10 protein-coding genes are annotated in these 12,318 nt (G+C 66.6%); all 10 read left to right on the top strand.

The features are described from left to right. Nucleotides 1-104 precede the first annotated feature (104 nt). The 10 genes from QME70_04925 (at nt 105) to QME70_04880 (ending at nt 12,274) form a co-directional block, all read left to right on the top strand. Nucleotides 105-3,056 (top strand): N-6 DNA methylase, encoded by a 2,952-nt coding sequence (locus QME70_04925; GenBank protein ID MDI6893947.1) that lies wholly within the window; start codon nt 105-107, stop codon nt 3,054-3,056. A gap of 464 nt (nt 3,057-3,520) precedes the next feature. Next, nucleotides 3,521-5,515 (top strand): methionine--tRNA ligase, encoded by a 1,995-nt coding sequence (gene metG, locus QME70_04920; protein MDI6893946.1) that lies wholly within the window; start codon nt 3,521-3,523, stop codon nt 5,513-5,515. A gap of 34 nt (nt 5,516-5,549) precedes the next feature. Beyond that, the gene (locus tag QME70_04915) at nt 5,550-6,383 is read left to right on the top strand and encodes a TatD family hydrolase (GenBank protein MDI6893945.1); all 834 of its coding nucleotides are present in this window, start codon (nt 5,550-5,552) and stop codon (nt 6,381-6,383) included. A 111-nt stretch (nt 6,384-6,494) separates the two neighbouring features. Then, a complete protein-coding gene (locus tag QME70_04910) occupies nt 6,495-6,953 on the top strand; it encodes an Hsp20/alpha crystallin family protein (GenBank protein MDI6893944.1) in 459 nt (152 codons plus the stop codon). Nucleotides 6,954-7,171: 218 nt separating this feature from the next. Beyond that, nucleotides 7,172-8,116 (top strand): ubiquitin-like domain-containing protein, encoded by a 945-nt coding sequence (locus QME70_04905; GenBank protein MDI6893943.1) that lies wholly within the window; start codon nt 7,172-7,174, stop codon nt 8,114-8,116. Beyond that, nucleotides 8,077-9,018, top strand: coding sequence for a 16S rRNA (adenine(1518)-N(6)/adenine(1519)-N(6))-dimethyltransferase RsmA (gene rsmA / locus QME70_04900; protein ID MDI6893942.1), 942 nt, complete (start codon nt 8,077-8,079; stop codon nt 9,016-9,018). The genes QME70_04905 and rsmA overlap by 40 nt, the downstream gene beginning before the upstream one ends. A 171-nt stretch (nt 9,019-9,189) precedes the next feature. Next, the gene (locus tag QME70_04895; protein ID MDI6893941.1) at nt 9,190-9,660 is read left to right on the top strand and encodes a ribonuclease H-like YkuK family protein; all 471 of its coding nucleotides are present in this window, start codon (nt 9,190-9,192) and stop codon (nt 9,658-9,660) included. 43 nt (nt 9,661-9,703) lie between these two features. Further along, nucleotides 9,704-10,543, top strand: a complete 840-nt coding sequence (locus QME70_04890; GenBank protein ID MDI6893940.1) for a GNAT family N-acetyltransferase — start codon at nt 9,704-9,706, stop codon at nt 10,541-10,543. A 286-nt stretch (nt 10,544-10,829) separates the two neighbouring features. After that, complete coding sequence (locus QME70_04885; GenBank protein MDI6893939.1) at nt 10,830-11,108, top strand: Veg family protein; 279 nt, start codon at nt 10,830-10,832, stop codon at nt 11,106-11,108. 167 nt (nt 11,109-11,275) lie between these two features. Then, nucleotides 11,276-12,274, top strand: coding sequence for a hypothetical protein (locus tag QME70_04880; protein MDI6893938.1), 999 nt, complete (start codon nt 11,276-11,278; stop codon nt 12,272-12,274). Nucleotides 12,275-12,318 lie beyond the last annotated feature (44 nt).

Here is a 12,318-nt window from a genome sequence, read left to right as displayed (position 1 = left end):
AGCCCCGGGCCCCGCTGCCGGGACCGCCCGACAGGGTCCGCACTTTGTTGCACCCCGGTAACTGGACACGTTAGAATCTGTCAGGGGTGGGGACACTGGGAGTCATGTCGGAGGACCGGCTCAGGCAGATAGCCACCACCCTTGCTCAGCGCCCCGGTCACGAGACGGTCCGGGCACTGATCAGGGAGCTTGTCGTAAACTTCCTCGGGCTGAACGATTCCGACGTCAGGCTGGAAGACCCCCTTCCCCGGATACGCGGTCGGATCGATGCTTTGACCGGACGAACAGCCATGGAGATCAAGTCCGACCTTAGACGTGAAAACAAGGACGCCGAAGAAAAGCTTGGGCGATACCTCGCAGAACTGGAAGACAAGAGCCCGGAAAGGTACATAGGCATCACCACCGACGGTGCCCTTTACCGCTCGTACTCCCTAAAACACGGGAACCTGAGACTCCTGCAAGAGTTCGTTCTCTCCCGAGACGACCCCAGGCAGTTTCTGGCGTGGCTGGATGCATCCCTGGCCGCGCGGTCCACGTTGCCTGCGGAACCGGAAACGGTCCGGCAGGTGCTCGGCAAGGGAAGCCTCGCCTGGCAGGTAGCCAAGCAAGAGCTTTCAGGCCTTTGGCAGGAGGTCGGTAGCCGCTCGAGTTCCCTACTCAGACGGCAACTGTGGGCCAAGTTGCTCGAGATGGTCTACGGATCGCGCGTCGACGCCGACGATTTGTTTTTCCAGCACACGTACCTGAGCATAGTGGCTAAAGCTGTGGCCACTCGGGTCCTGGGCGGCGGCCTGTCTGAGCCGGAACAGTTGCTGTCCGGCCGGTTCTTTCGCGACGTGCGCATCTTCGGTGTGGTGGAGCACGACTTTTTCAGTTGGGTCCTCCTGGCATCGTCGGGCGCCGAGGTGGTCAGACGCATTGCGCGCGAGGTGCTGCGCATACGCCTCGAGGAAATGCGCCACGACATCTTGAAAGGCCTGTACGAGTCACTGGTCGATCCTGAACAGCGCCACGACCTGGGGGAGTACTATACGCCCGACTGGCTGGCTGCGTGGATCTGCGACCATGCCATCACTGACCCCCTCAACCAGAGGGTTCTGGACCCAGCTTGCGGGTCGGGTACGTTCCTCTTCCACGCAGTTCGCAAGTTTATTGCCGCCACAGAGCACGCCGGGTTGGACCGGCCAACTGCTCTTTCCCTTTGTTGCAGACAAGTACGGGGGATTGACATACACCCTCTTGCGGTTCAGATCGCCCGCGTGACCTATCTGCTGGCGATAGGCCAGGAACGGCTGCGTGAGCACCCCGCGCTGACGATCCCCGTTTACCTCGGCGACTCCCTCCAGTGGGGAGGCGGCATCTACGGCAGGATCTTCGGCCAGGACGTGTCGATCCCCGTGAATGGGGGCGAACTCTACTTTCCCGCCGCCATCGCGGAGAATCCGGTGCTTTACGACGAACTGGTGGATGTCATGATCGACCTTGCCGCGAAGGCTTGCGATGACCAGCCGGTGAGGGCGTGGTTGACCCGCAAGGGGATGGACGACGAGCGAGTTCTGAGTGGTGTGTGCGAGACCTACAGGCAGTTGCGGCAACTCCTGGAGACAGGCAGGGACGACATATGGGGTTACTACGCGCGAAACCTCAGTCGGCCCATATGGCTGTCTAGCAAGGGCGAGCGCTCGGACGTGCTGGTGGGAAACCCGCCCTGGCTATCATACCGGTTCATGTCCGATCGCATCCAGGAACGGTTTCGCCTGGCGTGTCACAACTACAACATATGGGTGGGCGGCAAGGTGGCCACCCATCAGGACCTGTCTTCCTACTTCTTCGTCAGGTGTGCGGACCTGTACCTTCGCGAAGGCGGTACCCTTGCCTTCATCATGCCGTACGGAGCGATGAATGCCCGACAGTATGCCCGCTTACGGTCCGGCCAGTTCGGGGCACTGATGAGGTTCCGGTTCACCGAAGCCTGGGCCTTCGATGAGAAGGTCCGGCCTCTCTTCGAGATCCCGTCTTGCGTCCTTTTCGGCAGCGTTACCAGGGGAACGACCGGGGTGCCCGCGACTGTCAAGAGGTACACCGGTGCGCTCCCGCGGAAGGACGCAACTCCTGAGGAGGCAGAATCGCATCTGGCTGTGAGCGAAGCGCCCTGGCCCACCGAAAGGGGAGACGAACAGTCCGAGTACGCGAGACTGTTCAAGAACGGTGCCACCGTCTATCCCCGGGTCCTCGTCGTGGTGAGAAAGTCTTCTCCCGGTCCGCTGGGCGAGGATCCTGCCTATCCGCGGATTGAGAGCCGCAGGAGCGGCCGCGAGAAGAAACCCTGGAGCAATGTGCCGCCACTTGGCGGTACGGTCGAAGCAGAGTTCCTGTACCACTTGTGGTTGGGGGAATCCGTCGCACCGTTCCGGCTCTTGCGCCCGCTACTGGCGGTCATCCCGTGGGATCGGGTGCAGGGTCGGCTGCTGGATGCGGAGGCTGCACGCCGGACGGGCTACCTGCGCCTGGCGACTTGGCTTGCCAATGCCGAAGCCTTCTGGGTCAAATACGGCAGACGAGGGGTCACCCTCATCGAGCACCTGGACCATTACGGCAAGCTGTCATCTCAGTTCCCATCCCCGGTGGTAAGAGTTGTGTATGCCGCATCAGGCTCCTTGCCTGCTGCCGCTATCCTGGAAGATGCGCAGGGGATTGCGGAACACGGCCTCTACTGGGCTGCCGTCAAGGATCGATCGGAGGGCCTGTACCTGTGCAGCGTTCTGAACAGCGATGTGCTGAGGGAGCGGATTGCCAGCCGGCAGGTCAAAGGCCAGTGGGGAGCACGCCACTTCGACAAGCTGCCAGTGAGCGCTCCCATCCCCGAGTTCGAAGCCCGAGATGCCCTGCACCAGAAGCTAGTAGAAGCGGGCGAGCGGGCTGAGCAAGTTGCGTCTACTGTCTCCGTGGAGGAAGTCACCCATTTCGTGCGGGCACGCCAGCTCATCCGCCGGGCGCTTGAGGACGCGGGCCTCCTGGCTGAAACCAACGCCCTGGTGCTGGAGTTGCTGTCTTAAGCGGGGACTGCATGGGGCACAGGCTGGTTGACAGGGGTTGACCTGACGGATATATTACTGGCAAAGGCGATGCGGGGGCGGGAGTACGGCTGGAGGGCCGTCCCAGAGAGCCGGGGAAGGTGCAAGCCGGCACGGTGATCCAGCTCGAACATGGCCCCTGAGCCGCAGGCTGAACGACCCATGCCCGGGGCGGCCGCATCAGGAGGTCAGCGTGGGGCGGGGTGCCAGTAGGCTGTGCCGGACGGCGGCCGTTATCCTGCCGGGGTGTGTGAGCCGGGCTGTCAGGTCTCCCAGGGCGGGGCAGGTGCAAGCGCCATGGGGCCGTTGTGGCTCGGGGCGCACCTGCCGAGGCCCGGGAGGCACGTGCCGGGTGAACAGGGTGGTACCGCGGTATCCCCGCCCCTGAAGGGCGGGGATTTTGCTGTCTGCGGTCGCCCGTACGCCGAAAGAAGGGAGGGTCTGCGATGGGAAAGTTATACATCACCACCCCCATCTACTATCCCAGTGCCAATCTCCACATCGGCCACGCGTACACCACGGTGGCGGCCGATGCCCTGGCCAGGTTCCACCGCCTACGGGGTGACGACACCTGGTTCCTGACCGGTACGGACGAGCACGGCCAGAAGATAGAGCAGGCGGCCCGCGCGGCCGGCAAGGAGCCCCTGGAGTTCGTGGACGGCATAGTGGCGGGCATCCGCGACCTCTGGCGGGTGCTGGACATCACGTACGACGACTTCATCCGCACCACTGAGCCGCGTCACCAGCAGGTGATCGGCGACATCTTCACCCGGCTATGGCAGAAGGGCGACATCTACCTGGGGCGGTACGAGGGCTGGTACTGCACCGGCTGCGAGGCGTACTACACCGAAACCCAGGCCAAGGACGCCGGCTACCACTGCCCGGACCACGACAAGCCCCTGGAACGGGTGGGCGAGGACGCCTACTTCTTCCGGTTGTCGGCGTACGCGGACCGGTTGCGCGAGCACATCGAGCGCAACCCGGAGTTCATCCAGCCCCCCTCACGGCGTCAGGAGATGCTGAGCTTCATCGACCAGGGCCTGGAGGACCTGTGCGTCTCGCGCAGTTCCTTCCGCTGGGGCATCCCGGTGCCGTTCGCACCGGGCCACGTGGTGTACGTGTGGATCGACGCCCTCTGCAACTACATCTCGGCGCTGGGATACCCGGACGGGGAACGGTACCGTCGTTACTGGCCGGCGGACGTGCATCTGGTGGGCAAGGAGATCCTCCGGTTCCACACCATCATCTGGCCCATCATCTTGATGGCCCTGGGCGAGCCCCTGCCCAGGCGGGTGTTCGGGCACGGCTGGCTGGTGCTGGAGTCGGGCAAGATGTCCAAGACCCGGGGTAACGTGGTGGATCCCCTGGTGCTGGTGGAGCGATACGGCCTGGACGCCGTGCGCTACTTCCTCCTGCGCGAGATCCCCTTCGGTGCGGACGGGTACTACAGCGAGGAGGCCCTGGTGCGGCGCACCAACAGCGACCTGGCCAACGACCTGGGTAACCTGGTGCACCGGAGCCTGAACATGCTGAAGCGGTTCGCGGGCGGCAGGGTGCCTGCACCCGCCCGACGGGAGCCGGTGGACGACGAAATCCCCGCCCTGGCCGCCGAGGTGGTGGAGAGCTTCGCCCGCTCTATGGAGGACCTGCAGATCTCCACGGCCCTGGCCGAGGTCTGGCGCCTGGTGGGACGCCTCAACAAGTACATCGATGAGGCTGCCCCCTGGGCCCTGCGCCGGGCCGGCGATGAGCGGGTGAATACGGTACTGTATCGGATGGCGGAAGGAATACGGCTCCTGAGCGTGTTGCTCAAGCCCGTGCTGGTGCGGTCGGCTCCCCTCATGTGGGAAAGCGTGGGGGCCCCCCGGCCCTTCGCCGAAGTGTCGTGGGAGGATACCCGCTGGGGACTGCTGCCTCCCGGCTCCCCCGTGAAGGTGGGCGAGCCCCTCTTCCCGCGCCGGGAGCTGGGCGGTGCGGTGGTGGCGGGTCCGCACGCCGTGGGCACGGAGGGCGAGGCCGCCGCCGCGGGCCCCGGGAAAGGTGCGCCGGAGGCGGAGGCGGGTGAGGGCGAGGAGGACCGGGGTATGGCCACCGCGGAGGTGGGCGAGGGCGAGGAGGGCCCGGTGTCCATCGATGCCTTCAAGCGGCTCGACCTGCGGGTGGCGCGGGTGGCGGGGGCCGAGAAGGTCCCCGGGGCCGACCGCCTGCTCAGGCTGCGGATCGACCTGGGCGGTGAGGAACGCGAGATCGTGGCGGGTATCGCCGAGCACTACCGGCCCGAGGACGTGGTGGGCCGGTCGGTGGTGGTGATCGCCAACCTGCAGCCGGCCCGCATCCGGGGCATTGAGTCCCACGGCATGTTGCTGGCAGCCCAGAAGGGCGGGCGGCTGGTGCTGGTCACCACGGACGGCGATATCCCCTCCGGGGCCCGTGTCACCTGAGATGCCGCGCTCCCGTCACCTGGGGTCAGGCGGGATGGCCGGCGCCGGACGGGCGGCAGAGCACGTGGTCATACGCGAGTACGGTGGGGGGTGGGGTGAGACGGACCTGATTGACAGTCATGCGCACCTGGACTTCCCCCAGTTTGACCGGGACCGGGCCCAGGTGATGGAGAGGGCGTGGCGGGCCGGGCTGGTGGCCGTGGTGAACCCTGGCGCCGACCTGGCCTCCAGCCGGCGGGCCTGCGATCTGGCGGCCCGCCAGGAGCGGGTGTGGGCGGCGGTGGGCATCCACCCCCACGACGCGAATCAATGGGCTGGGGTTGCGAAGGAGATCCGACGCCTGGCGCAGGGGCCGCGGGTAGTGGCCATCGGCGAGACCGGGCTGGACTACTACCGCATGTTGAGCCCGGCCGACGTCCAGCAGGAGGCCTTCGCCGGTCACATCGGCCTCGCCCGGGAGCTGGGCCTGCGCCTCATCCTGCACTGCCGGGATGCTTACCCCGACATGATGGAGATCCTGCGCCGGGAGAAGGCGGGCGAGGTGGGGGGCGTGCTGCACTGCTTTTCCGGTGATGAGGAAGCGGCCCGCCGGGCGCTGAACATGGGGTTTCACCTCGGGTTTGCCGGGCCGGTCACCTTTGCCAACGCCCACGGTCTCCGCCGGGTGCTCCGCGTCGTCCCCCTCGACCGCATTCTGGTGGAGACAGACTGTCCCTACCTGGCCCCAGAACCCTGGCGAGGGAAGCGCAACGAGCCGGCCTTTGTGGCCAGGGTGGCGGAGGCGGTGGCGCAGGCCAGGGGGGTACCCCCCGACAGGCTCGCCGCCCTGACCACCGAGAACGCCCGCCGCCTTTTCCGCCTTACCTGAATCCTGCCCCGCCTCGTGCCACTGATGCCGTGGTTCCTGGGCGGTGGCGCATAGGGCATGGCCTTCCTCCTCATACTTACTCAGGAAACAGTGGGGAAGGGAGGCAGGACTGTGCGGGACATCGAGCGTTGGGCTCCCGGGCCGTGGCGGCGGTGGAGGGAGTTGGAGTCCGAGGCCGGGCGGCTCCTGGGGGTAATGCCCTGGTGGGGTTCGGTGGCGGAGCGCGCCCACCATTGGGAGCCTTCCGTGGACATGTTCGAGACCGATAAGGACGTAGTGGTGGTGGCCGAGGTGCCCGGGCTGCGGGCGCAGGACCTGAATGTGAACGTGCGGCACAACGTACTGACCGTCGCCGGACGTACCAGCGAGGAAAGGGAGCGGGAGGACGCCACCTACCACTGGCGGGAGCGGCGTTTCGGCTCCTTCCACCGCAGCTTCCAGCTACCCGCTGAGGTGGATGCCGAGCGGGCGCGGGCCGAATACCGGAACGGGGTCCTGGAGGTACACCTCCCCAAGGTGGAAGACGCCGGCTTCAAGAACGTGCGCGTTGAGGTGAAGAACGAGGGGTGAAGGCTGACCCGGTGCCGGGCCGTGGATGCGGTGGCAATGCTCGGGGGTTGCCCTGGGAGGGTCCCGATGGCAGGTGTGGTGGCGAGGTGCCGGGACAGGGTGGGCGTGGCAGGGATGGCAGGGGCGTCCGTCGAATTCTGTCTACCTGTAGGGGGTCGACAGGACTGATCAGATGGAGAGATGCAGGGGGGAACCGGTACCTGCGGGCGCTAGCCATCATGCTTGGGGCGGCGATCCTGCTGGCGGTGCCGCTGTTCCTTCCGGACAAACAGGTTGAAGTTCTCGCTGATGGCAAGGTCTTTTCGGTGTCCACCTCCGCCCGCCGGGTGGAGCAGGCTCTCGCCGGGGCGGGGATCAGGCTGAGTGCCCGGGATGTGGTGGTGCCCGAGCCTGGCTCTTCCCTCAGGCCCGGGATGCGGGTGCACGTGTACCGTTGCGTGCCCCTCAGCATCACCGCAGACGGCATCACGCGCGAGTTGAGTTCCCCCGGTCCTACGGTGGCTGCCGTGCTGCGAGAAGCAGGGGTCGCTCTCGGGTCCCACGACGAGGTCATCCCGGGTCTCGAGGCCGCGGTCCAGCCCGGGATGGCCATCCGCGTGGTGCGCATTACTTACGGAGAGGCCACGACGCGGGAGGAGATACCGCACCGGGTGGAGAGGCGCGACGACGAGGGCATACCTTTTGGGCTGGCACGGGTTCTGCAGCGCGGCAAACCGGGTGTGCAACAGGTGACTTACCGGGTGAAGTACGCCGACGGTCAGGAAGTGGCCCGCGAGCCGGTGGGCTACCAGGTGGTGCGGCAGCCGGTGACCGAAGTGGTGGCGGTGGGCCGGGCCTCCTCCATCTCCCGGGGCGGGCAGGTGATCCGCTTCCGGCGGGCCATGGAAGTGACGGCCACCGCCTACTACCCGGGACCCGAGTCGTGCGGGCCCAACGCCACCGGGTACACCTACACCGGGATGAAGGCCGGGCGGGGCATCGTGGCGGTCGATCCCAGGGTAATCCCCCTGGGCACCAGGCTGTACGTTGAGGGTTACGGTTACGGGCTGGCCGCCGACATCGGGGGAGCCATCAAGGGCAGCAAGGTCGACCTGTGCTACGATACCCTGGCCGAGGCCTGGAAGTGGGGAAAGCGAAGGGTCATCGTCTACATCCTGCCCTAGCCGGGGAAGCTCTGCCCTCTGACTGGCGGGAGCACCTCGCCTCGCCCAGCGTGCTGCGCAGGCTGCTGGCCCAGCGGGGGGTCTCGCCCCGTCACCAGTGGGGGCAGAACTTCCTCATCGATGGGAACATCCTGCGGAAGATCGTGGAGCACTGTGCCCTTCACCCTGCTGATGTGGTGATCGAGGTGGGGGCGGGGGTGGGCACGCTCACGCGGGCCCTGGGGAGGGCTGCCGCCCGCGTGGTGGCCCTGGAGATCGACCCCGCCCTGGTGGGCGTCCTGGAGGAGGCGGTGGCCGACCTGCCCGCGGTGACCGTGCGGGAAGCCGACGCCCTGAGGGTGGATTGGGCGGAGCTGCTGGTGGAGGCCCGGCGGCAGGCCGGCCCGGGGGGCAGGGTGAAGCTGGCGGGGAACCTGCCGTACTACCTCACGGCCCTCCTTCTCTACCTGTGGCTGGAAGAGCCCCTGGACTGGGACATGGCGGTGGTTACCCTCCAGAAGGAAGCGGCGGAGAGGCTGGTGGCCGGTCCCGGTTCCAGGGCGTACGGTGCCCTGTCGGTGCTGGCTGCCGTGCGGGGCGGGGCTCGCCTGGTGGCGAAGGTCTCGCCCGGCTGCTTTTTCCCGCGGCCGCTGGTGTGGTCGGCGGTGGCGGTGCTGGAACGCAAGGGGGACCTGCACCTGCCCCCGGGCCTGACCGACGTGCTGCGGGCCGCCTTCGGACAGCGCCGCAAGACCCTCCTCAACGCCCTGGCCGGTTCCCCGGTGGCGGCCGCCCGGGGGGAAGCCGCCGTTCTGCTGCGGGAAGCGGGGGTGGACCCCGGCCGGCGCGCCGAGGAGCTGAGTGTGAGTGAGTTTCTCGCTCTGGCCGCCGTGCTCAGTGCCCGCCGCTCCTCCCCTCGCTGACGAGCGGTTCCGTGCCACTTCCTGCGGTCGCCGCCCGGGCCGCCGCCGGGCGACCACCGCGCGGGCCGCCATCTGATGGGCGTCCGCGGGGGCTGACGGTTGACGTGCGCTGCGGGCACCAGGTGATGTTGTGCCGGGATTCGTGTTACAATGGGGACCAGGTGGGGGAGGATGTACTTCACAAGCCCGACCAGGGGCGTGCTGGGATTCGAGCAGATGTTCTCCGATATCATGGGCTTCGTGGCCGAAGACCCCGACGCCTCGTACAAGCTGATCATCGGTACCGACTCCCAGGTTCACGATGACGTGCTCTTCGTGACCGCCGTCATCATCCACCGCCTGGGCAAGGGGGGCCGTTATTACTTCACCAGGCGCAGGGAGCGCAAGATGCCCAGCCTGCGGCAGCGCATTTTCTACGAGGTGGCCCTATCCCTGGGTGTGGCCAGCCGGCTGGCCGAGCGGCTGGCCCAGAATGGCTCTTCCGGCCTGGACATTGAGATCCACCTGGACGTGGGACGGAACGGCGAGACCCGGGACATGATCCGCGAAGTGGTGGGCATGGTCACCGGCACCGGTTTTGACGCCAAGATCAAGCCCAACTCTTACGGCGCATCCAAGGTAGCCGACAAATACGCCCGCTAGAGGTCGCCGGCGTCGCCGGTGGGTCGGGGTCCGGGGGTGGGAAATGGCGCCATTCGAATTCCGCGGTCTGGACGAATCGAACTGGCTGGCCGTGTGCGCGTGCGGTCATGTGGACCGTTACGACGAGCGCCAGGTAGAAAGCCGCCGGTGCTACCTGGAAGAAGAAGCAGCCAACGGCGTCCGAGTGGTGGTGGCGCACCTGGACGGGCAGCCCGTGGGGTTTGTCGAGGTGGTGCCGATCGAGAGGGCCGCCCGCGACGTCCATGGTGAGGGAGCCCTTTTGGTACATTGCGTGACGGTGTTCCAGAAAGGCCTGGGGGTGGGGCGTGCCCTGATCGACGAAGCCTCCCGTCTGGCTTTGACGCAGTCACGCGACCTGGTAGTGGACGCCCTCGCCGGGGTGTACGGGTTTATGCCGGTGGAATTCTTCAGCCGCTTGGGATTCGAACTGGTGGAGACGCGGGGCACGCGCCGGCTCATGGTCAAGCGCCTGGGCCGCTCCACCGGCGAAAAGCCGGCTCGTCGGATCGCAGCCTATATGCATCCCACCTACACATTTGAGCCCGTGCCGGGAGCGGTGGTCGTAGACGTGTTTTTCACGCCGCTCTGCACGGGACAGTGGAGCCCGGAGGCCGCCATCATGCGGGAGGCGGCCCGGCCCTACGGGGACCGGGTGGTGGTGCGGGTATACAACTGCGGCGACCTGGCCGTCAGGCGACGTTACGGGATTGCCCGTGCCGTCTTCGTAAACGGCGTCATGCGACCCAACGGGGACGTCATTACGCTCGAGGAGGCTCGCCGCCTGCTGGAGCGGGCCTTCGCGGAGCCGCCTGTGCCTGGGGGCGGGCCACGCTGGGATGACACCATATCCCGTCTTTTTTGAGCTGGTGCAGCGCCATGCGGGCGCCCAGGAGAAGGCGCGGGGGGTGTCGTCCGTGGCCCGGGTGCCCAGGGCGGGGGGTGTCGTCCGTGGTCCGGGCGCGCCTCACACGGTACTGCTGCGTTCGGGGTGTGCGGTGCAGGGGGACACCGCGGGTGAGGCGAACGTGCGATTTGGGGTTGACAGGGGCGGACCGCAGACGTAAAATACATGTTCTTGACGAGGGCGCCAAACTGTGATACAATTGGCGCATAAGGTTGCTTTTGGCGGGGCGAAGGGAAGGATGTGAATGCCGACCAGCCAGGTGCTGCGCATAATCCGTGAGAACATCGACTGCCATGTGGGCGAGAAGGTCAGAGTGCGCGCCAACAAGGGGCGGCGCAAGGTAGTGGAGAAGGAAGGCATCCTGGAGAAGACCTACCCCTCCATCTTCGTGGTCAAGATCGAAGGCAAGCAGATACCCATGCGGCGGGTTTCTTTCAGCTATACGGATGTGCTTACCGCGGCCGTAGAAGTAATCGTATGCACTGACGAGGGAGAGAAGCGCCTACAGGTTTGCAGCGGCTGAGCACAGGCTAAGGGTTCGGGCGGGCAGGCCCCCATGCGGGGGCCTGTTTCTTTATCTCCACTGTGTTTGACCCGGGGGCAGGTGCTTCACCGTTCGACGGTGCCCGTGCATAGGATGGTTACATAAGACGGGCAACAACGGGCAGGTGGTGCACCCTGGAAAGGGTTTTGGGATCGCTGCGGCGGGCCCGGCGCTTCCTCCTGGGACTGGATAACGTGGTGGGAGTGGGCGTCGGGTACAAAGAGGTGGGCGGAGAGCCAACCGCCCACCTGGGTGTGACGGTGCTGGTGAGACGAAAAGTGGCAACACGCGACCTCCACCCCCGCCACCATGTCCCCTACCGGCTGGGTCAGGTGGCCACAGATGTGGTGGAAGTGGGGGATCTGCGGTTCCTTTCCCGCACGGACCGCGTGCGCCCGCTGGTACCGGGGGTGAGCATCGGCCACTGGCAGGTGAGCGCCGGTACCCTGGGTGCGGTGGTGCGCGATAAGCGCACCGGGGAGCTCATGATCCTGTCCAACAACCACGTGCTGGCCAACAGCACTGACGGCCGGGATGGCCGCGCCCGCAAGGGAGACCCCATCCGTCAGCCCGGGACCTACGACGGGGGAACGGAGGCCGACACGGTGGCCCACCTGGAGCGCTTCGTCCCCCTGTTCCGGGCGGGGCCGAGCAGTCTGGCTTCCTGTCCGGTGGCGCGCCGGGTAGAGAAGATTGCCGATCGCCTGGTGGCGGGACTGCGCTCCTCCTACGGCGTTCACATCTATCCGCGGCGCAGCAGGGAGAACGTGGTGGACGCTGCCGTGGCCCGGCCTCTGCCGGGGATATCCCTCGAGCCCACCGTCCTGGGAGTAGGCCGGGTTACCGGGACCGCCGAGCCGGAAATCGGACTGGAAGTGATGAAAAGCGGTCGCACCACGGGTCTGACGCAGGGTCGGCTGCGCGTGATGCACGCGGTGGTCAGGGTAGCCGTTTCCGACACGGAGTGGGCCTTCTTCACCAAGCAGCTCGTGTTCACCGCCATTGGGGCGCCCGGGGATAGCGGGTCCCTGATCGTGACCCCCGAAGGCGCGGCAGTGGCACTGCTGGCTGCGGGCTCCGACCGCGCCACCATCGCTTCTGACATTCGCCGGGTGCTGGAACTCCTGGACGTGGAGCTGGCCTGACGCCGGCCTCGCTATTTGCCGGCGTCTTTCCGGCCAGCGGAGGA

The sequence above is a fragment of the Bacillota bacterium genome (assembly GCA_030019365.1).
Taxonomy (GTDB): Bacteria; Bacillota; Sulfobacillia; order JACIYH01; family JACIYH01; genus JACIYH01.
Note: the sequence above shows the minus strand (reverse complement) of the source record. Positions and strands in the feature narration are given on the sequence as shown.